The 20219-nt window shown below is 67.8% G+C and carries 17 protein-coding genes; 2 read left to right on the top strand and 15 right to left on the bottom strand.

Features of this window, described 5'->3' with window-relative positions:
• Nucleotides 1-133 precede the first annotated feature (133 nt).
• Both LGY53_RS31500 and LGY53_RS31505 read right to left on the bottom strand, forming a co-directional pair.
• Nucleotides 134-1822, bottom strand: coding sequence for a bifunctional UDP-sugar hydrolase/5'-nucleotidase (locus LGY53_RS31500; protein WP_225730320.1), 1689 nt, complete (start codon nt 1820-1822; stop codon nt 134-136).
• Nucleotides 1823-2005: 183 nt separating this feature from the next.
• On the bottom strand, nt 2006-2638 hold the full coding sequence (locus LGY53_RS31505) for a TetR/AcrR family transcriptional regulator (protein WP_225730321.1): 633 nt from the start codon (nt 2636-2638) through the stop codon (nt 2006-2008).
• A 52-nt stretch (nt 2639-2690) separates the two neighbouring features.
• On the opposite strand from LGY53_RS31505, the gene LGY53_RS31510 reads away from it, so the two are divergent.
• Nucleotides 2691-3599: an alpha/beta hydrolase gene (locus LGY53_RS31510; RefSeq protein ID WP_225730322.1), complete on the top strand. Its 909-nt coding sequence runs from the start codon at nt 2691-2693 to the stop codon at nt 3597-3599.
• Nucleotides 3600-3700: 101 nt separating this feature from the next.
• On the opposite strand, the gene LGY53_RS31515 is transcribed toward LGY53_RS31510, so the two are convergent.
• Together LGY53_RS31515 and LGY53_RS31520 are read right to left on the bottom strand one after the other, a co-directional pair.
• Nucleotides 3701-4885 carry a hypothetical protein gene (locus LGY53_RS31515; RefSeq protein WP_225730323.1) on the bottom strand — a complete coding sequence of 395 codons (1185 nt, stop codon included), beginning with the start codon at nt 4883-4885 and terminating at the stop codon, nt 3701-3703.
• Between the two features lie 43 nt (nt 4886-4928).
• Nucleotides 4929-6248, bottom strand: coding sequence for a helix-turn-helix domain-containing protein (locus LGY53_RS31520; protein ID WP_225730324.1), 1320 nt, complete (start codon nt 6246-6248; stop codon nt 4929-4931).
• Nucleotides 6249-6500: 252 nt separating this feature from the next.
• Between LGY53_RS31520 and LGY53_RS31525 the strand changes: the two genes are divergently transcribed.
• Nucleotides 6501-7100, top strand: a complete 600-nt coding sequence (locus tag LGY53_RS31525) for a hypothetical protein (RefSeq protein WP_225730325.1) — start codon at nt 6501-6503, stop codon at nt 7098-7100.
• A gap of 5 nt (nt 7101-7105) precedes the next feature.
• Here the strand turns inward: LGY53_RS31525 and LGY53_RS31530 are convergent, their stop codons facing one another.
• The 11 genes from LGY53_RS31530 to LGY53_RS31580 form a co-directional block, all read right to left on the bottom strand.
• Complete coding sequence (locus LGY53_RS31530; RefSeq protein ID WP_225730326.1) at nt 7106-7609, bottom strand: SRPBCC family protein; 504 nt, start codon at nt 7607-7609, stop codon at nt 7106-7108.
• A gap of 75 nt (nt 7610-7684) precedes the next feature.
• Nucleotides 7685-8797 (bottom strand): glycosyltransferase, encoded by a 1113-nt coding sequence (locus tag LGY53_RS31535; RefSeq protein ID WP_225730327.1) that lies wholly within the window; start codon nt 8795-8797, stop codon nt 7685-7687.
• Entirely contained in the window at nt 8794-10176 is a 1383-nt protein-coding gene (locus tag LGY53_RS31540; protein WP_225730328.1) for a glutamate-1-semialdehyde 2,1-aminomutase, read from the bottom strand. Before LGY53_RS31540 ends, LGY53_RS31535 begins: the two co-directional genes overlap by 4 nt.
• Before the next feature lie 54 nt (nt 10177-10230).
• Entirely contained in the window at nt 10231-11511 is a 1281-nt protein-coding gene (locus tag LGY53_RS31545; protein WP_225730329.1) for a GNAT family N-acetyltransferase, read from the bottom strand.
• Between the two features lie 7 nt (nt 11512-11518).
• Nucleotides 11519-12886 carry a glycoside hydrolase family 55 protein gene (locus tag LGY53_RS31550; RefSeq protein WP_225730330.1) on the bottom strand — a complete coding sequence of 456 codons (1368 nt, stop codon included), beginning with the start codon at nt 12884-12886 and terminating at the stop codon, nt 11519-11521.
• The gene (locus LGY53_RS31555) at nt 12883-14199 is read right to left on the bottom strand and encodes a GNVR domain-containing protein (RefSeq protein ID WP_225730331.1); all 1317 of its coding nucleotides are present in this window, start codon (nt 14197-14199) and stop codon (nt 12883-12885) included. The genes LGY53_RS31550 and LGY53_RS31555 overlap by 4 nt, the downstream gene beginning before the upstream one ends.
• A complete protein-coding gene (locus LGY53_RS31560; RefSeq protein ID WP_225730332.1) occupies nt 14190-15578 on the bottom strand; it encodes a hypothetical protein in 1389 nt (462 codons plus the stop codon). The genes LGY53_RS31555 and LGY53_RS31560 overlap by 10 nt, the downstream gene beginning before the upstream one ends.
• Before the next feature lie 33 nt (nt 15579-15611).
• Nucleotides 15612-16616 carry a glycosyltransferase gene (locus LGY53_RS31565; RefSeq protein WP_225730333.1) on the bottom strand — a complete coding sequence of 335 codons (1005 nt, stop codon included), beginning with the start codon at nt 16614-16616 and terminating at the stop codon, nt 15612-15614.
• Nucleotides 16613-17998, bottom strand: a complete 1386-nt coding sequence (locus LGY53_RS31570; RefSeq protein ID WP_225730334.1) for a lipopolysaccharide biosynthesis protein — start codon at nt 17996-17998, stop codon at nt 16613-16615. Before LGY53_RS31570 ends, LGY53_RS31565 begins: the two co-directional genes overlap by 4 nt.
• The gene (locus tag LGY53_RS31575; RefSeq protein ID WP_225730335.1) at nt 17991-19148 is read right to left on the bottom strand and encodes a glycosyltransferase family 4 protein; all 1158 of its coding nucleotides are present in this window, start codon (nt 19146-19148) and stop codon (nt 17991-17993) included. Before LGY53_RS31575 ends, LGY53_RS31570 begins: the two co-directional genes overlap by 8 nt.
• Nucleotides 19145-20200: a glycosyltransferase family 4 protein gene (locus tag LGY53_RS31580; protein WP_225730363.1), complete on the bottom strand. Its 1056-nt coding sequence runs from the start codon at nt 20198-20200 to the stop codon at nt 19145-19147. Before LGY53_RS31580 ends, LGY53_RS31575 begins: the two co-directional genes overlap by 4 nt.
• Between the last annotated feature and the right edge of the window lie 19 nt (nt 20201-20219).

Genomic DNA, 20219 nt, shown 5'->3' on the forward strand with positions numbered 1-20219 from the left:
GAACCCCTTCGTCCTGACTTATAGAAAACAGTAATCGGTGTGAATCAATCCCGGCAACCGATGGGCGCTGTGGGACCGGTCACGATGTCAAGATCGCGAATAGTGTGTGTGACAACAGTTTTCAGGTAGTCGCCTATTTCTTCTCGATGCGCGGCGCGGGCGGCTGCAGCGGCGAGTGCTCCCGCAGATAGGTTTCGAAGGCGTCCAGGTCGATCGGGCCCACCGTCAGATCCTTGCCCTCGGTGAAAACCGAGAACCCGTCACCGCCGGAGGCGAGGAAGTTGTTCGTGGTGATCCGGTATGCCGCAGCGGGATTCAGCGGCTGTCCGGCGATGCGAACGCTGTCGGCGATCACCTTGGCGCCCTTCGGCGCGGAATCGGAGTAGCTGTAGGTGATCCCGGCGGGGGAGAGCACGGCCGGTTTGCTGACGTTGTTCCACTGCTGCTCCAGCAGACGCAGCAGCTGCTGCCCGGTCAAGGTCACCGTGACGACCTGATTGCCGAACGGCTGGACACTGTAGATATCGCCGTAGGTGATGTCGCCGCCCTTCAGGTCGGTGCGCACGCCACCCGGATTCATCAGCGCGGCAACCGCGGCGGCCGGTCCGCCGGTGGTGACCGAGAGCATCGCGTCGGCGATGACATCACCCAGTGTGGAATCGCCTGCGGGGCCGGGCGCCTGGGGCAGCGGCGCCGTCGCCGTGCCGACTACCCGCTGCGTGCGCGGCTTGGCCTGCTCGCCGTAGAAGTCGACCAGCGCGGTGGTCGGGGTGTCCGGGGTGACATCGCGGGTGACGACGCGGTTCACCGCGGATGCCTGCACGCCGTTGTCGAATTTCAGCGTGATGTCGGTGATCAGCCGGCCATAGCAGGCGGCCTGGGTGACCACCTTCCCGTTGATGGTGCAGTTATATGGCTGGTGGGTGTGGCCGGTGACGAGCACCTGCACCGCCGGATCGACGCCGTTGGCGAACTTGGTGACCTCCGGGCTGATGTTGTCGCAGCCGTTGTAGTCCGGGAAATTACCCTTCACCTGCTGGGCGCCGCCGTCATGCATGAGCGCGACGATCGCCTCCGCGCCCGCGGCCTTCAGCTCCGGGACATACTTGTTGATCGCGGTGACCTCGTCGCCGAACGAATAGCCCCGAATGCCTTCCGGAAAAACGATATTCGCGGTGTCTGGGGTGACCGTGCCGACCAACCCGATCTTGTGGTTGCCGATCTGCAGCATGGTCCAGGGCTTCAGCGCGGGCGGTTGCTGCCCCTGCGCGTCGGTCACGTTGGCGGCCAGGTACGGGAATTTGGCTCCGGTGAACGGCGCGCCGGGCGAACAGCCGTCCGGTGCGCAGCCGCCCTGCTGGATCCGCGCCAATTCCCGCACGCCATGGTCGAATTCGTGATTGCCCACCGAAGATGCCGCGACGCCGACGGAATTGAGGAAGCTGATCGTCGGCTCGTCGTGGAACAGGCCCGACTGCAGCGGGCTCGCGCCGATATTGTCACCGGCCAGCACGATCGCGCTGGCCGGATAGGCCGCCTTCAACCGCGCCAGATGAGTGGCCAGGTAGACCGCGCCGCCCGCGTCGACCCCATTGATCTTGCCGGTGGCGCCGCCGGGCGGCTGCAGATTGCCGTGCAGATCGTTGAACGCGAACAGGTGTACCTCGTTCGGCCCCGCGCCCGGCAGATCATTGGTGGAGATCAACCCGGTGTCCCGGGTGGTGCTCGGTTTGGAGCCGCCGGAATCGGCGCTCCCGCAGCCGGCGACCAGCAGCACACTCACCAGAGCGGCGATTCCCATGGCGAGGCGGTTCGCAATCATGGTCAGACTCTCGCATGCGCGGCCCATCCGTGTCACCGCAAACCGGCGCGATTCGAGGCCCGCACAACCTTTTCGGCGACTGTTCAGCGCGTGTTCAGCGTGCGGCGCTCGGCATGGCGGCTCGACCTGTGCCGAATACCGCGCCCTCCGCGAGTCGGCCGACGGCTCGTGTGGCAACGTGCATCAGCAGCGGGGAACTCGGGAGGTGGTCTGTGCGGTGAGTGCTCGTGTCCAGAAGGCGATTACGGTTTCGACGCCGTCGTCGATCGTGTGGCCGTCGAGTGGTTCGAGTACGACGCCGTGGATTTGCGCTTCGACGGCTTGGACGAGCAAGGTCGCGGTCAGTGCCGGGTCGGTTCCGTCGATGCCGAGACGGATCAGGTGAAAGGCGACTTCGTTGGCCAGCAGCTGTTCGAACTGCTTCAGCTTTTCCGTACTGGCCGGGGTGCGCGGCGCCTGTTCGTAGAGCAGCCGATGCAGGTGCGGTTCGGCGGTGTGCAGGCGGGCGACCGCGGTGATCAGCCGCCGGACCGTATCGGCCAAAGGTGGCTGTTCGCTGCGTAATTGGGCTGCTTCGGCCAATAGATCCGCTGCGCCGGTGCGGAGGTGGCGTTCGGCGAGCGCGTAGAGCAGCGCGTCCTTGTTGGGTATGTAGTGGTAGAGCGTCCCGATGGACACCCCGGCCAGTTCGGCGACCTTGTTGGTGGTGGTCGCGGCGTAGCCGTGCTGTTGGAAAAGTCGAGCAGCCGCGTCGAGGATGGCGTCGAAGGTGAACTCCGATCGCTGCTGGCGCGGGGTTTTGCGTGGGGTGGACATGGTCTCCCGAAACCGAGTTGTCAAAACCGAGGATTACTCGAATTATTGTGACATGCACGATTCCTACCTGGCCTTTCTGCCCGATGATCTCCGTCCCGATCCTGGGCTTCGCCCCGAGTCGACGTGGTGGCGGTGGCGTGGCGCGCGCATTCATATCGAGCGTGTGCCTCGGTCGGACGCCGCGGTGCGGATGTTGCTGGTACACGGTGGCGGCGGGCATGCGGCGGTGATGTGGCCGTTCGCGGCGCTGGCGGCGCGGCAAGGCTTCGAGGTGTTGGTGCCCGACCTACCGGGTTATGGTCGCAGTGAGGTGGAATCGGCTGGGGCAGTGCGTTATTCGGACTGGGTCGACTGCGTCGCCGACCTGGTGCGTGCCGAGAAGGCGGCCGATCCGCGCCCACTGGTCGTGTTCGGGGCCAGCATGGGCGGAATGCTCGCTTACGAGGCCGCGGCTCGCACCGGCATGGTCGAGGCGATCGCGGTCACCTGCCTGCTCGACCCGCGATCGCCGCTGGCCCGTCGCCACATCGGCAGATTTCGCTGGCTCGGGCAGTACGGCGCACCGCTGCTGGTTCCGGTGGTCGACGGCGTTCGGGTGCCGATGCGGTTGGTGGCCAACATGACTGCGATGTCCAACCTTCCCGACCTCACCGCCACCGTCGTCGCCGATCCACGGGGTGGAGGTGTGTGGATACCTCTCGGATTCCTGCGCACCTACCTGTGCTCGGCGCCGCTGGTCGAGCCGGAGAACTTCACCGCCTGCCCCGTGTGGCTACTGCATCCGGGTGCTGATCGCTGGACGCCGCTGGCGGTCAGCCGGATGTTCTTCGATCGGATCGCCGCACCGAAACACCTTCTCGTACTCGACCGGGCGGGCCACTATCCGGTGGAGGACCCTGGAATCCGCCAATTGGCAACGGCATTGGCGGATATTCACCGCTGGGTCTGCGGCATAGGCTGATCGGACCCGAACGAGCTCGAACCTGGCGGTGAGTTCGGCCGGTTGGAAAGTCAGGTGCGTGAGCGTCGCCCGGGACCGGAGATCCGTTGTCGCCCAATTGATCAGCTCGGGCGGCGGAAACCGGGTGAGGCGACCGCGAGACGCAGTGTATCCGTGTGGTGGGTGAGGGTGAGCTCGTACCAGTCTGGGGTGCGGGCCTGTGCGACGATGCCGTTCGCGTCGGTGGCCAACGTTACTTCCCAGCCGTGCCGCTCCCAGATCCGGATGATGACGGGTGGGTAGATGTCGGTGCGGTCCGGGTCGGGGGGTTCGAGGAAGTAGCGGGTTTCGAGCCGGTCGACGTGATAGATATTGCCCGCGTCGTCGTCGAACGGCAATATCATTTCGCCGTTGAGGCCCTCCTGGGTGCGGATGCGCATCTGACCGCCCAGCGCTCGCAGCAGGTCGGCGACGAGGTCGCGGATGCGATCGCGGGCGGCGTCCTCGGTCAGTTCGGGATCCCACACCACCGCCCGCGCTATCGGCGGCACGGATCTGAGTGCTTGCGGCCCAAGCGATATCGCCGGTACGGCGGGTTCGCGCACGCGGTCACGGTCGAGTTCGAAACCGTAACTCATCAGCTCGTCGAAGGTGTGCGCGAAGTCCAGTGGCCGCTCCAGATGCCCGCCCGCCTCCCAGCCGATGGTGCCGCCGGGCAGATCGGGGGAGACGAAATATCGGGTCTGACCCAAGCCTTTGGCGATGAGCAGCGCCCGATCTCCCGGAATATCCTCGGCCGCTTCCCAATTGCGCACGGATTCGACGATGTTCAACGTGCGATATGTTCGCATGTCCCGAGGCCGGGTGGGGCCGAAGGAGATTCCGTCGAGATCGGTGAATCCCGCATGCACCGTATCGAGGAACACCCGCAGCGCCTTGGGCAACCTCTCCCAATACGGCGGCAGGTCGGCGCCGAACGTTCCCGGATCCCACCCGATGCGAAACGCATACGGCTGAAACGGCTTTCGCAGCGCATATAGGAGTACCCAGTCGCCACGCAGCAGGCAGACCCGCACATCATCGAGGCATTCGTTCAGCACCGCGCCGAACCGCGGCAGCAGCTCGACGAGCACGTCGAGGTTCCACAGCGCGATGGCGGCGGCGCGCCGCGCGCCGGGATCGTCGTGGCGGGCGATCTCGGCCCACCGCGGCGGCACATGCGCGGCCGCCGATGACCCCGGTTCGACGAGCAACGCTGAGCCGGACCGGAATTCCGCGACAACACGTGCGAAATCAGGATTACCCACGGTGCATATCCAACAACATCCCCACAGCTGGTTACCGTCCCCGTCATTCTCCGCCGCGCCGTCCGCACTCCACCAGATCGCGCACCGCACGTGCGGCGGCATTGGCGGGCCCGACATCGTCGAGGATCTGCGATGCGCGTCGCGGAATCTGCCCGACCCGGTACTCCGACGGGGTGCCGTCCCACACCTCGGCGATCATCCGACAGCCCCAATCAACCTCACCCACAGCGATTTTCGATGCCGCCGCATCCAACCGCAAAATCGATTCCCCCACCGGATCCCGCCGACTGAACGGCAATTCGAGTGCTCGGGCCCGCAGTTCATCGGCGTCGGCCCGCGCGCCGACCGCGGCCAAGGCGACCGACTGGTGCCAGCGCAGAAAGTATTCGGTGAGATGGCATCCGTCGGCCACCGTCTCCGCTTCCGGCAACGCGGCGAACATCCGATCGGCTGCCCGGACGGCAGCCGAAGTCTCTCGACGGCACCCCATCCTGGCGTACAACGACGCCTCCGCCAGACAGCCGAACGCGGCTCCGGCATTCGGCCGACCACCTCCGGCCGCCCGAGCGCCACGCGCGGCCGCGAGCCCGGATTCGAGAAACCTGCCATACCAGGCACATGAGGTGCCGATATGCCCAGCGATCCAAGCCTGCACGGCAACATCCTCCGCCAACCTGCCCGCCCGGCGAGCAATGCCGAACCATTCGAGGCAGTCGTCCAAACCCGCGATATCGATGATGCGGATAGCGATGAACCCGGCGTTCTTGGCGAACAAGCGATACAACCGCCGACGGATACCCGCCGATCCCGTCGACAGCGCATACGCCTTGATGCGCGCAAGATCCGCCATCCGTTGCGGGATATATTCCGTCGGCGCGGCGGTGTACAGCATGCGACCGGCGGACTCCGTCAGTTCCTCGAGAAGGTCCAGGTACGTCGCCGTGCCGACGGCCGACAGGTCGATCGTCGCGGGATCCGGAAGCGGTGTGTGGTCGACGATTTCGCGGCCGGTCGGTGCGATCGCGTCCGTGCCGGAGTAATCGTTTCCGAACCCGAGCCGGTCCGGCCTGGTGTGATACAGGACGCACAGGGCATTGAGATAGTGCGGCGTCGGCACGTCCTTCCGGTTCTCCCACCGCGAGAGTTGTTGATGCGCAAGCCCTTCGGACGGCCGTCCGTACGACCGCAGAATCTCCTTCAGCCTCGCCGCGGCCTCGGCCAGCGTGTACCCGGCGGCAATACGGTACGCGCGCAGCGGTGATACGCCACAGTGCCGCTGGACGGCGAACGCCGCGTCGTCCGCGAAACCGCCCGCCGCGATGATATTTCGAGCCAGTCGCCGTCCGCAGGAACTGTTGTGCATGGCGACCCCTCCCGCCGGACTCGTGAATCCTGGCATTCGACGCTACCGCTACGTCGAGTGCGCAGGCCGTCGCCGCGAGGGTTTTCAAGCAGCACGTGCAATCCGCCTTCGGCCCGGCATGGTGGGGGTCTATGTGTGGGTTCGTGTTTCGCTACACTGCGCGGGGTTGGTGTCGGTGTTTCTCCAGGGGGGATTGTGTCCAGAGGTGTTCGGATCGTTGTTGGGATTTTGGGTGGGTTTGTCGGGGCGGGGTTGATCGTCGGTGGTGGTATCGGGTTGCGGGGCAGTGGTTCGGCTGAATCCGATCAGGAGGCGATTCGGGCGCGGTTGCATGAGGAGCAGTTCCAGTTGCAGTCCGGGGCCGATCTCGTATTGCTCGTGAAATCGTCCGGTGGAGCGCTGAATCCGACGGCCGTTGCTTCGATCGCATCGCAGGTGCGGACATTGCCGAATGTGCGGTCGGCCGGGTCGGGCGGCAATCAGGCGATGATGAACAGGGATAAGAGCGCCGCCGTAATTCCGGTGGAAATAGCGGGGGAGGGCGACGGTTACCGGGCGGCGAAGGCGGCTGTCGCCGATGCCGTGCCGACATTGGATACGAGCGATGGCGCGACCGTCACGGTGCTCGGCGCCGCCGCCCCGCCGTCTTGGCGCGCGCCGGTCGGCTGGGCCGCGACAGGCGGCGGCGCGGCGATCGTATTCGTCTCCGGCGCACTGGCTTTCGCCGGTTCACGTCGAGGAAGCGGATTCCAGCCCGCCTATCAGCCACCTATGATGCTTCCGCCGACACAGCAGCCGTTCCACCATCCGATGTACTCCACTCCGGGTGCGATGCCACCGCACAATCAGTGAGTTGGTCACCGCGACGCCACATCATCGGATGCGGCGTCTGCGGTCGCGGACGGGTTCGTCGATGCGGCATAGGCGGATTCGATCTGGTGACGCAGGTGCTTCTCGGCATGTTTGACCGTGGGGCCGACGATCGCCTGGATGACGCGATCGAGTGCCCGCCCCGCCAGACCGCCGGGCACCCGGTAGTCGAGCACCACACCGATTCTGCTGTGCCCCGCGTCGATCGGCTCGAAGGTCCAGCGCGCGGTACCCTCGACCCCCTTCACCGCGCGCAGCGTGATGACGGCGTTGTCCTCCCATTCGATCACCTCGCCGCGCAGGTGCAGCGTCATCGGTCCCAGGTTGAGCGCGGAATCGAATACCGCGCCGACGCCGCGCGACTGCTCACCCACCGGGGTGTAATGCTTGACGCCGAATACCCAGCGCGGCAGATTCCGGTAGTCCGCGACATATTCGAATGCGAACTCGGCGGGCGCCGCACCTTCCGCGGTGTAACTCACATGTCCCATGCCACAACCCCTTCCGTACCGACTATCCGGTAACCGAGCCTATGCCGCGGGGCCGAGCCGCGCCCGGCAATGCGGTCACATACGCAACGTCCGATTCACCAGCGCCGCCATCCGGCCGCGAAAGACGCTGGGGGAGAAGGTAACCGCATGATCGCGCAGCGTCGCCGCCGAATAGCGCCACGGATCGAACGCGAGCATCGCCTCGGCGAGACCGTCGACGACCGCCTCATCGGGACCCGGCGGAATGTGTTCGCCGGTGCTGCCGGGCACAACGGTGTCGAGCGCACCGCCAGCGCCGACGGCGAGAACGGCCGCGCCGCAGGCCATCGCCTCCACCGGAACGATGCCGAAATCCTCGATACCGGGCATGAGCAGCGCGCGGCAGCGGCGATACATGGCGAGCAGCGTGGCATGCGCGGTGGCGCCGAGAAAGACGGTTTCGGGTCCGGCCAGGGTTTCGAGATAGGGACGGAAGCGCCCGTCACCGAGAATCACCAAGCGGCAACCGGCTTTTCGGGCGGCACGAATGGCCAGGTCGGGCCGCTTGTATGGGACGAGGCGTCCGGCACAGAGGAAGAAATCCTCGCGCTCGACCGCCGGATCGGGGGTGAAGCGGGCGATATCGACGGGCGGGTTGATCACCGTCGACGGCAGCCCCCACCAGTCGGCGACGCGATGGGCAACTGCCCGCGAATTGGCGACGATGCTGGTGAGCCTTGGCGCGGCGCGCAATTCGGCGCGGCGGGCCAGCAGGCCGAGCGCGGCGAGGGCGAGCTGTCCGCCGCGCCCGCCCGCCTCCCTGGCGCGAAACCCCTTGTCCCAGGCCCATCGTGCCGGGCTGTGCACATAGGCGATGGTCGGTGCGTCCGTGGCGAGTGCCGCTTGTACGGCGAAGGCGTGATGGCTGATCAGCACGGCGTCGTAGCGTTCGCGTAATGGCAACCGCCGCAAGGCGCCCGGCACGAGCGGCAGCAGCGGCGCATGCGAGCGGCGCCCGGTGGCGGCGTGCGCGCGACTCAGCCAGGTATCGCGCACCGCGTGCACCGGTGCGCGCAGTATCGCCGGATCGACGATCGGCGCGTAAACCGTCGCGTCGGGCCAGGTTTCGACGAATTCGCCGACCACCGCCTCCGATCCACCGAATTCGGTGAACCGTTCGTGCACGATCGCGACCCGTGGCGCGCTCATCGCCCGGCCTCGCCGCGGGAACCGCCGGATCCCGCCTCCGGAAGTCGCCGCGGTTCCGCATGCCTGCGAATGGCCGGGGCTACCGGCCTGCCGATCAGCAACCCGTCGACCGAACCCTGTTCGAGCGCTTTGCGATACACGGCCGCGGCCGCCCGGCAGGCGGTGAGCGTCGCCTCGATATCGGCGTCGGTGTGTGCGGCCGAGGTGACGAAGGATTGCCCGAGCACCCCGCGCTCCAACAACTCCTGGAGAAACAGCGTCCGAAATGGTTGGGACGGTTGGCCGTCCGGGTCGCGGGTGACGAAAATGAGGCAGGACGGCCGCCCGAGCGCCGTCAGCTGCGCGCCGATGCCGAATTCGGCGGTGATCGTATTGAATCCGTCGGCGAGCAGCCGCCCCGCATGCTCCATCCGGGCGACCGGATCGCCGGTGACGTATTCGCGCACGACGGCGCGAAAGGCGGCCAGCGACCCGGATTCCGGACCGTGTGTGGTGGATAGTAGGAACACCCGGTCGCGATCGGTGCGCAGCCCGCCGAGTTCCATCAGCTCCCGGCGGCCCGCGAGCGCGGAGATGGGAAATCCGTTGCCCATCGCCTTACCCCAGCAGGACAGGTCCGGCCGCACACCGTATACGGCCTGCGCGCCGCCCGCGGACCAGCGGAACCCGGTGATCATCTCGTCGAACACCAGCAGGGTGCCGTACCGGTCGCACAGCTCCCGAACCCCTTGCAGGAAGCCGGGTTCCGGTTCGTTCAGCGCCGTCGCCGCCTCCATGACCACCGCGGCGACCCGTCCGTCGCGGAGCACCGCCGCCAGCGACGGCAGATCGTTGTAGCGGAATTTCACCGTCTGCGCCACGGTTTCGGCGGGGATGCCGCTGTCCATCGCGGTGGTGCCGATGAACCAGTCGTCGACGGAGAAGAACGGTTGATCGCAGACGGCGATGGCGGTGCGTCCGGTGGCGGCCCTGGCCAGCCGGACCGCGGCGGTGGTGGCGTCGGAGCCGTTCTTGGCGAACTTCACCATGTCGGCGGCCGGTACCAGCGACAGGAAATCCTCGGCGGCGAGGATTTCCAGCTCGGTCGGCCTGCTGAAGCTCACACCGCCGGCGATGGCCGCATGCACGGCGGCGACGACCGGCGGATAGCCGTGCCCGAGCGTCACCGAGCGCAGGCCCATACCGTATTCGATATAGCAGTTGCCGTCGGCGTCCCAGACCCGGCAACCGCTGCCGCGCACCAGGATCGGCGCCATGAATTCCGGATACTGGTCGGCGCCACGGGCATAGGTGTGCGCGCCGCCGGGAACGAGGTCGTGCAACCGGGCCTGGAGCCGGTTGCTGCGGGTGAAATCACGTCTGCCGGAGGCTTCTTCCATACTGGGCTCCTGGGGTGCGTTGTGGCACGGCGGGTTTCGGCGCGAACCTGCCGTTCAGTCTTCGGTGTGCGCCGCAACGGCGGCCCACAGGTCGTAGTCGGTACGGCCCTGCTCGCTGCCGCCGACCGCGAAGGCTCGCATGGTGCCCTCGCGAACCATGCCGACCCGCGCGGCCATCCCGGCCGCATCGCTGTTATCGGGTTCGATCGCCATCGCGACCCGCCGCAGCCCGAGCCCGCCGAACGCATGGCCGAGCAGCATCCGCACCGCCGTCTCGCGGGCCGCCGGATCCGCTCCCCAGACGGCCAGCCTGGCGTTGCCGTCGAACATGTCGAGATCGAACAGACGGCATTCGCCGGAGTACGACCCGTCCGTCTCGATGGCCAGGATCAGACCTTGTCGTGAGCGTAAACCGGCACGGGCACAGAGCGATTCGCGCAACCAGTGGATGAAGCGGCACTCGGATCCGGACTGCCGGAGCCATGCCGCTCGCCATCGAGGCCAGTCCGTCAACTTACGGTTACGAACCGTGATATGCGGTGGCCCTGGGTCGTCCAGCCGTACGCGCGGTGACGACCGGACCGGGTCGGCCAGGTGTGCCAATCGGCCGAGGGCATATCGCACTGATGCCAGGAAAAGTGTCGCAGGCGAAAGTATCTCGTCATCGATGGCCTCGCGGCCGACAGCGGCCGGGGCACCGGCGAGGGGTGCTACCCCCTGATGATGGGCGATCCACCACGTCACGAATCCGCCTGGCGGAACGTCGCTTTCGGTGATCGCCCAGAGTTCGTGATCCCGCCGCGCCCCGTCGGTGTCGAAGTACTGCCGCATCAGCGCCTCGCGCCGGAACCCCATCTGCGCCGCCCCGCTCGCCGCCGCGATATTGGCGGGCGAGATCGGCGCGGTGATCCTGGCCAGCCCGCCGGGGCCGAAGCCGAAGTCGAGCAGCAGCGCCGCCGCCAAACCGCCGAGCCCGCGCCGCGCGACCTCCGCGTCCACCCAGATGCCCATCTCACCGGATCCGGCGGCTCGGTCGAGCGAGCCGAGTTCGATCTGCCCGGCGAAGCGGCCGTCCACCTCGATCGCCAGCGCCAGCCTGCGCCCGCGCCGGGCATCCGCGCGGATGGTGAGAAGCTCACGGACCCAGAGCTTTCCGGTGTGCCGCTGGGACCAGTCGAGCGGCGAGCTGAACCAGAACGGCTCGATCAGCCGCCGGTCCCGCAGCCGGATGCGCCGCCATGCGCCGAAGTCCGCCAGCCGGGGCGGGCGCAGCAGCACCGTGTTGCCGTGCAGTGCGGCGGGTCCGAGTCTGGTGCAGGGCAACGAGATTCGCACCGGCGGCTCACTCGCGCGGTCGCTGGGCGCCCAGCGAACTCGTCTTCAGCGCGCCGTCGGCGCCGACGGTGATCCGCCAGTAGCCGCCCTTCGGGTCGCGCAGCATGATCCCGTTCTCGGCGCGGTCGGAAACCCAAGTGCCACCGGAGGTTATCGCACCGCGCACCGAACCGTCGGTGGCCCGCGCCTGGAAGATATCGGCGTCGCCGGACCCGGCCATGGCGATGGTGGTTCCGGTGAGCCGGGTTTCGTGCATGCCGGACCGGTTGAGCACATGCCATTCGTTCGGGAATACGCCCGGCGCGATATCGTCCGCGGCGCTGGAGATCAGGTTGATGGCGGTGCCTTCCGGGCAGCCCTGTGAGTCGATTCGCAGCTCGGTGGGCGGATGGTCCAGATCCCGGTCGAATTGCACATTGGCCAGATAGGGCTGACGGCAATAGATCAGGTCCAGACCGAGTGTGCGCGCGGCCACCTTGCAGTTGACCATGCCGAATTGCGCCGGGCCGCCGCGGTCGCGCGCCCCGACCGAGAGCGCGGTATCGGCGCCCTCGAACCACACGTTGGTGAGCCACCAGTCGTTGGCGGCGCCGTCGACGAGGAGATGTTTGTCGGTGGTCTTCGGATCCTCGTCGGAGACGAATTCCACGTTGGTGAGCGCCAATCCGGCATTGTGATCGTTGCCGGTGCCGAGTACGCCGATGTAGTTGCTGGTGAATTTGGATGAGGTCACATAGTTCTGGATGCAGGAGGTGACCAGTCCGAAGCCGAAGTTGTTGATATCGCAGTCGATGAAGGAGGTGCCGCCGGTATTGCCCTGCAGCACGATGCCGCGCTGCTGTGCGAAGCGAGGGTAGTTGTCGCTGAGGTGATTTCCGCGGATCACCACGGATTCGAAGGAGCAGCGGAAACATTCGTCGAGCTGTATCGCGGTGGCCTTCGGGCCGGTGAGGTAGAAGCCGAGCCGGGAGAACCGCACCCGGTTGCGCTTGTGCAGGTTGATCAGCGTGGTGTCGCCGGTGCAGAGCACGAGCGACACATCGCCGCCGTCGCCGAGCACCGTTGCGAAATCGGGCATATCCGGCCACCTGCTGACGTTGTAGTGGCCCGCGGGCAGGTACAGCACCAGCGGTTTGTCGCCGACGGCGGCGGCCGCGGCGATGGCGGCCGTATCGTCGGCGTTGCCGTCGCCCACCGCGCCGAAATCCCGGACGTTGCGGGCCGCGGGCGCGTCGGTGACGTGCGGCGAGCGGAAATCGCTCGCGGGCGAGCCGGATGAGCCGCAGGCGGCCAGGGGCAGCGCCGCGGCGGCGCCGAGCGAGGCGGCGAACAGATGTCTGCGCCCCAATCCTTTCCGGGAATCGCGGCGGCTCATATCCGCAGCCTCCGAATCAGTCGGCGCAGGCCCTTCACCGGCCTGGTGTACGCTACCGCGCCGCTGAGCCGATTGTCTCCGAAAGTGGCCAGGGCGCCGCGCAATTGGGGGATCGTGGTGGCGCCGAGGGTGACGACGCCGACCGTGTGATCGCACAGCGGCGCGACGGCGATCGCGTCGGCGGCCGCGACGACCGGCGCGACCTGGACGACCACATGGTCGTAATCGGTGCGCAGCTTGGCGAGGACGGCGGCGAACCGGTCCGAGGCGAGCAGATCCTGCGTTCGATCGTCGGCCGCGCCGAGCGGCAGCAGGGCGGCGTTCGCACCGGGCAGGCCGGTGAGTACCTCCGCGATGGGCACCGCGTCGCGCAGGACCGCGACGAGTCCCGCCGTCGGCTCGGAAATCGTCTTGGTGATCGAGCGATTCGAGGTGTCGGCGTCGACCAGCACCACCCGGCTGCCGGTATCGGCGAAGGACTTCGCCAGCGCCGCCGCGACTTCGGGTTCCGACCGGCCGGAGAGGCTGGTGGTCAGGATGGTGCCGGACTCCCCGCTGCGGGTGAGTCGGGTTCGCAGTCTTCGGGTTTCGTCGGGCGCACCGGGTCTGCCCGCATCGATGACGCCGAGGACCGGCACCCGTGACCGATAGCCCGCGCCGCCGGGTATCGGGTCGGCGAGCACCGCCGCGAGGTCGGTGGAGGTGCGCAGGGTGCGGTCGGTGCGGTCGCGCACGAATGCGGCGAGCCCGCCGAACACCAGCCCGGCGAGCAGGCCGAGCGCCAGTATCCGTTTGGCTTGCGGCGCCGTCGGCCCGGACGGCAATTCGGCCTTGTCCACCACCGCGACGCGGGCCGCGGGTGCGGCGTTCTTCTCGATGGTCTCCAATTCCGCGACGAGCTGGCGGAATTGGGCGACCACCGCGTCGGCCAGATCGCGGGCGCCCTGTGCGGTGGAATCGGTGACCGAGATGACGACGATGGTGCTGGCGGGCGGCGAGTCGGCCTTGATTTTGCCGCGCAGCTCGCCGACCGACATCTTCAGGCCGCGGTCGTCGATGGTGCGCTGGGCCACCGTCGCGCTGGTCGCCAGGTCCAGATAGGACCGGATCCGTTGCTGCGCGGCCAGCCCGCCCTGATACGAGTCGTTGACCGAGGTGCCGGTAGCCATCGAGACATACATGCTGCTCGACGCGGTGTATGTGGCGGGCGTCGTGCGCAGGTAGCCGAACGCGCCGATCAGGCCGAGTAAAACCGCCACGGCGATGATGACCCACCGGCGGCGCGCGATATGCCAGTAATCGGTCAAACCCATTGCCCGGAACCCCCTTTCTCGATGGTGACAGCCCCGACCGGAACGATCGCGCCGCGCCGCGTGGCCGGCCACGGTTCGGCGCGCCGACGGAATTCGCGGACCAGCAGATAGATGACCCAGGCCAGCACGCAGGCCTGCAGGAATTTGCCGAGATTCTCCATGCTGCCGAGGATTCCGCGCTCGAACAGCGCCGAGGCCCCGGTCATCGCCAGGCCGAGCACCACGATCGGAAAGTACTTGGCGTGCAAGGCCTTTGCCCAGGCGAGCAGCAGTCCGAAGGTGAACAGCGCGCCGACGAAGACACCCGGATAGCCGCCGAAGACGTAGCCCTCGTTGACATTTCCCTCGGCCAGCGAAACCGAGACCCGGGTCAGATCCACCGACGCGCCGCGGACATCGGTCGCCCATGCGGTGCCGGACTGGAATTTCGTGGCCCCGAGCAACTGGGTCGGGATGAGGCTCTGCAGCGCGTGCGTGACGACTTCGTCAGGGGTGAGCCAGGATCCGGGTCTGTGATAGTAGGCGTCGGTCGCCGCCTCCAGCAGGTCGAAGCGCCGCAGCATGCTCAGGAACGGCTGCACCACCGTCGGGTACTCCGAATTGACCAGCGCGGTTTGGCTTTTCGCCTCGGTCGTGGTTTTGAGCGACTGGAGCCAGCCGAATCCGCCGATGGCGAGCACGCCGATCAGCGCGACGCCGATCGCGTTGCGCCTGGTCCAGCCGAGGATCGCGAACCGCAGGGCCACCGCCAGCGCGGCGCCCAGCACGGGGGTCTTCGACTGCACCACCGCGGTCCACAGCAGTTCGACCCCCATCAGCCCGCCGATGATCAGCACGGTGGTCCGCTGCCGCGCGGGCCGGATGAAGATGATCAGCCCGAGCGCGGCGATGCTGGCGAGGATGGCGACGAAGTTCAGTATCGGGTTGGCGCTCTCCACATCGCCCGCGTGACCGACGGATCCGGTGGCCACCGAGGCGGCGCGCCCGAACAGGCCGACCGCGTACATCGCGCCGAGCGTCGGCACCAGGTCGGGGTCCGCGAGCAGCGCCGGCGGCGGGGTCGTCCGGCGGCGACGCCAAAAGGCATACGCCACAACGAGTCCCGCGTACACCCAGAGTCCGAACAGCACATGCTGCAGCACCAGCGCGATACCGCGGTCGTAGCCGAGATCGGCCAGGCGCGGATCGGGAATGTTGTCGCCGAATTCGGGCACCGGCCGCACCCACAGCAGCACCACCGGCCGCGCCACGTAGGACAGCGACCAGAACGCCGCCTGCGCCACCAGGAACACCCGCGCGACCCCCGGTACGAAAAACGCCGCGACCGCGATGGTGAGCAGTGCGCAGGCGATGAGGAAGACCTCCGTCTGCGCGGTCATGCGGTTCCGGCTTCCGTGCGGGTCGAAGCCACTTCAGGCGAGCGCATCGACGATCTCCCTGGCCCGGTCGACATACCGGTGCCTGCCCTCGGTGATCCGGCGATAGCCGGATTCCGCTACCGCGGCGGCCTTTTCGGGATGCGCCGCGCACCAGTCGATGATCTCGCGCAGTTCGGTCCTGCTGCCGAAGAGGAAGCAGTCGACGGCGTCGTCGAGCAGTTCCGCGTGCTCGTCGGTGCGTTCGCCGACGAACAGGCCGCCCGCCGCGGGCACCTCGAAGGTGCGGCAGGTGTGGGTGTCGCGGTTATCGGAGTTGAGCAGCACCAGATTGGCCGTGACGGCGGCGACCGCCTGCGAATACTGCTCCCCGTAGACCGGTCCGGCGACAGTCGTTCCGGTGGCCCGCAATTCGGGGACCCGGCGCCAGCCGGGGCCGCGCACCAGCAGCCGCGCACCGTAGGTGCGGCCGAGCGCGACCATATCGGTGCGCCGGTCCGGGCGGCAGACGCCGATGAAGCCGACGAGATAGCGCGTGCCGCCGCGGCGCGCGGTGGGATGGTGCCATGCGGGATCGTAAGCGCTGCGCACGAACCGGACCTCGCGGGCGCCGCGGGCGCGCAGCTCGCCGACGTTGTGCCGCTTGGTTGTTACGATGAGGTCCCAATCACGTTCGTGCGCAAGGTATTCCGGAGAGGTGTTCACCGGGTTGGCGACATCGTCCGGGCTGTAGTGCACCCGCAGCGCGGCGGGGACGCTCAGCAACCTGCGCTGGTCCAGGTGCACGCCCTTGAATACGAAAAGCAGGTCCGGCCGGAAATCCGCTGCGGCGCGGTCGATCTCGGTGTGGATCGCGGCCACCCGCCACGGCGCGCGGCGCCCGGCGACCTTGGCGTATACCCAGGGCGGGGACAGCCGTGCCGGTAACGTCACGGCGGTGGAATCGATCACCACCACCTCGTGCCCGGCCTGGCGGAAGCCGTCCGCCAGCGAGCGGGCATTGCTGCCGACCCAATCGTCGCCGACGTACAGGATTTTCACGCCGCACCCTCCTCGCGCATGAGGACTATCGCCGGAGCCCCGGTGAACGGTACGGTCCGCTCCCGCACAATCAGCCCGCGCACTCGGATGAGATACCAGGCGGCGACGGTGCATTCGGTGAATACGCTGCCGTAGACCAGCGTCCACACCGAATGGGTGCGGAAGGCGATGCCGAGCGCGACGGCCGCGACACAGGTTCCGATGATCGCGCCGATCAGCACCCCGACGGTGTCCTGGCGCACCGGGAGGATGGCCGTCGTGACGAACGAGGTGACGGTCGTCGCCGGCAGCATGAAGATCTCCACCCGCAAAAGCCCGATGGCGCCGGTGAACTGGGCGCCGAAGATGAGATGGATGAGCAGCGGCGCCACCGCCCACACCACCGCGGTGGCCGCGGTGGCCAGGCAGACGCACGCGATGAGGGCCTGCAGGCTCTTGCGCCAGAATCCGTCCTCGGTGCTGCGCCGGGCCATCCGCGGCAGCAGCGCGAAACCGATCGGGTCCAGCGTCGACTGGATGGCGCGCACCAGCCGGTCGCCGGCCGAGTACAGGCCGAGCGCAGCCGGGTTGAGTACCGCGGAGTAGACCGCGGCCGCGCCTTGGCCGTACACGGTGACCAGCAGCCGTGAGGCGAGAACCGGCGCGCCCGTGCGGAATACGGAGCGAAGTCCGGCCGGCCTGGCCGGTCTGCCGAAGGTGCGGAAGGAGTCCCACCAGGTGAGCGCCACCGTTGGCACCGACGACACCAGCAGGCACAGCACCGCCACCTGCGGGCTGGGTAGCCGCGGCAGAAATGCGACCAGCAGCGCGAGGTAGACGATCCGGCCGATGCCCTGATACGCCGTCGAGGTGCCGAATCGTCCCTGGCCGATCAGCAGCCAGTCCTCCGAGATAGACCAGAAACCACCGGAGAACAGACCGAGCAGAATCATCTCCAGCTGCACCGGCGCGCCCAGCGCGTAGCTGCCGAGCAGCGCGATGCCCATCACGCTGAGCGTCGTCGCCCGGATCGCGAAGTAGTTGCCGCGCAACTGATTCAACTGCCGATGGCGGTGGCCGCCGGGTTCGCCGGTGTCGTGCACCCGGGCCGCGAGGAATGAGGTGATCCCCAGATCTACCATCAGCGAGCCGATGAAATACGACGACATGCCGATGGCGAGCAGGCCGAGTCCGCTGGCGCCGAGCGTGCGGGCGATGAGCGGCACCGTGACGATCGTGATGACGTACTGCCCGTACTTACCGAACATCACGTACCCGATATCGCGGATGATGGCGAGCAGGCCGTGCCGCTGGTGCGCGCCGGCGCCGTTGCGCCCGCGGGCGCTGTCGGTGCGGCGATGCGCGCCGTGCGCGACGGGCGGGTGATATTCGTGATCAGCCATGGGTTTTCGCTTCCGCGGTGCGCCGTCGTGCGCAGGTGGTGAGGAAATCGGCGACGATGCCCGCTGACTCGGTGATGCCGAAATCCCGGGTCCTGGCACGCCCCGCCGCGGCGATGCGGGCACGGCGTTCCGGATCCGCGACGAGGTCGTCGAGTGCGGCGGCCAGCCCTGCCGGATCGCCGGGGTCGACCAGTAATCCGTCGACTCCGTCGGTGATGATTTCGGCGGGACCGCCTGGGCCGGTGGCGATTACGGCGCAGCCCGCGCGCATACCCTCGACGACGACCTGACCGAACGGTTCGGGCAGCACCGAGCAGTGCACCAGGATATCGGCGGCGCGCAGGTAGGTCTCCGGATCGTCGACGTGCCCGGTGAAGGTGACGGGGAGCGCGAGTCCGGCGGCCATGCGTTGCAGGCGCGCACGGTAGGGCTCCTCGTCGAAGAAGCTGCCGCCCACCAGAAAGACTTGGCGTGGCGGGACTTTCATCATGGCGACCGCGCGAAGCAGCACATCCTGCCCCTTCCACGGGGTGAGGCGGCCGACTACGGCGATGACGGTGTCCGCGGGCGGATGCTGTTCGCGCGGTGGGGGATCGGCGCCGAATTCGACGCCGGGATAGGCGATCACGGCCGGTTTGCGTCCGGTGCGCAAGGTGCGCAGGGTGGTTCGGCTGTTGGCGACGTAGCCGTCGGCGCAATGGCCGAGCAGCCGGATCGCGAGCACCGGCAGCCTGCCGAAGTAGTCCACCGAAATCCGGTCGTGCACCTGCCAGATCAGCGGTATCCGCGCCCGCCGGGCCCCGACCAAGCCCATCACGAGCGCCTTCGTACTCTGTGCGACCAATACGTCGGCGGACAGTTCGCGGGCCAGTGCACCGAGCCGCCAGCCGAGCCGGAGCAGTCCGAGGAACCCGGCGGCCAGTCGCAGCGGACCCGATCCGATGGTCATCGCGCGACTGTCGAATCCGCTTCGCAATACCCGGGTTTCGATCCCGCGCGCCCGCGTGCGTCCGACCATCGGACCGTCCTCCGTATAGGCCATCGCGACCTCGGCCCCGCCGGTGGCGCGCAGCGCCGTCAGCAGCCGCAGGGTGGCCAGCTCGGCCCCGGACGGCGCCGCGGTGTGCGTGAGGAACAGTGCCCGAGTCATCGCGTGATTTCCCGGTACATCGTCAGATGGCGGGCCGCTGTGACATCCCACGAAAAGGTGGCGGCGTGCGCCCGGCATTCGGCCGGTGTCGGCAGTGCGCCGTTCAGCGCGGCCACGAGGCGGGCGCCGAGCGCGTCGGCGTCCTTGGCGGGCACGATCAGCGAAGGATCGAGTCCGCGAACCGAATCCGGCAATCCGCCGCAATCGGTGACGACGGGCGCCCGGCCCGCGGCCAGCGATTCCAGCGCGATCAGCCCGAAACCCTCCAGCGCGACGGTCGGCGCCACCGTGCACACCGACCCCGCGTAGAGCTCGGCCAGGCCGGTGTCGTCGACCCGTCCGGCGAATTCGACATGATCGCCGAGCCCGGCCGCCAGCGAACGCAATTCGCGTTCCGCGGTGCCGGTGCCGACGATCACCAGGCGGGCGTCGGGGTGCGCCCGGCGCACGCCGGGCCAGCAGCGCAGTAGCACATCGATGCCCATCCGGCGCTCCAGCCTGCGCACGCACAGCACGGTTCGTGACGATTCCGGAATCGGTTCGGCCCGAAAGCGATCCAAATCGACTCCTGGCGGCAGCACCGCGATCCGCTGCGCGGGAATTCCGTACTCGTCGCTCAGCAGCTGACCGAAGTGGTTGGACAGCACCACGATTCGCGCGGCGCCCGCATACCTGAGCCGTTCCAGGAAATATTTGGCCTTGACCGCGAGCGGCCCCTGTCCGGCGATCCTGCTCTCCGCCGCCCAAGGCCCGTGGAAATGCACGACGAGCGGGATGCGCCCGCGCGGACCGAGCGCCGCGGGACCGTAGAGACAGAAGTGCCGATCGAGAACGTCCGCATCGCGTAAGGCGTGACGGGCGAGAAATGCCGTTCGTGCCCGGCGCGCGGTGGATCCACCGATATCACCCCACGAACCGCCGTCGCCGACAGCCCGCCCGAACGCCGTCGCCGACACCGCGACCTCGGGATTGCGGGCAAGCGCCGCATAAAGATCGGTGAAATACCGATTGAGCCCGCCCGGCGCCGCCCCGAACCATTCGGAACCCGTCATATGCACCCGGAGAGTCTCG

The organism is Nocardia sp. JCM 34519.1 (assembly GCF_020361265.1).
In the GTDB taxonomy this organism is placed as follows: Bacteria; Actinomycetota; Actinomycetes; order Mycobacteriales; family Mycobacteriaceae; genus Nocardia; species Nocardia arthritidis_A.

Excerpts from the sequence above, each read along its gene's own strand:
- LGY53_RS31580 (WP_225730363.1), bottom strand. The coding sequence starts at position 20,200 with ATGACGGGTTCCGAATGGTTCGGGGCGGCGCCGGGCGGGCTCAATCGG.
- LGY53_RS31575 (WP_225730335.1), bottom strand. The coding sequence starts at position 19,148 with ATGACTCGGGCACTGTTCCTCACGCACACCGCGGCGCCGTCCGGGGCC.
- LGY53_RS31510 (WP_225730322.1), top strand. The coding sequence starts at position 2,691 with ATGCACGATTCCTACCTGGCCTTTCTGCCCGATGATCTCCGTCCCGAT.
- LGY53_RS31530 (WP_225730326.1), bottom strand. The coding sequence starts at position 7,609 with ATGGGACATGTGAGTTACACCGCGGAAGGTGCGGCGCCCGCCGAGTTC.
- LGY53_RS31535 (WP_225730327.1), bottom strand. The coding sequence starts at position 8,797 with ATGAGCGCGCCACGGGTCGCGATCGTGCACGAACGGTTCACCGAATTC.
- LGY53_RS31500 (WP_225730320.1), bottom strand. The coding sequence starts at position 1,822 with ATGATTGCGAACCGCCTCGCCATGGGAATCGCCGCTCTGGTGAGTGTG.
- LGY53_RS31570 (WP_225730334.1), bottom strand. The coding sequence starts at position 17,998 with ATGGCTGATCACGAATATCACCCGCCCGTCGCGCACGGCGCGCATCGC.
- LGY53_RS31550 (WP_225730330.1), bottom strand. The coding sequence starts at position 12,886 with ATGAGCCGCCGCGATTCCCGGAAAGGATTGGGGCGCAGACATCTGTTC.
- LGY53_RS31520 (WP_225730324.1), bottom strand. The coding sequence starts at position 6,248 with ATGCACAACAGTTCCTGCGGACGGCGACTGGCTCGAAATATCATCGCG.
- LGY53_RS31505 (WP_225730321.1), bottom strand. The coding sequence starts at position 2,638 with ATGTCCACCCCACGCAAAACCCCGCGCCAGCAGCGATCGGAGTTCACC.
- LGY53_RS31560 (WP_225730332.1), bottom strand. The coding sequence starts at position 15,578 with ATGACCGCGCAGACGGAGGTCTTCCTCATCGCCTGCGCACTGCTCACC.
- LGY53_RS31540 (WP_225730328.1), bottom strand. The coding sequence starts at position 10,176 with ATGGAAGAAGCCTCCGGCAGACGTGATTTCACCCGCAGCAACCGGCTC.
- LGY53_RS31555 (WP_225730331.1), bottom strand. The coding sequence starts at position 14,199 with ATGGGTTTGACCGATTACTGGCATATCGCGCGCCGCCGGTGGGTCATC.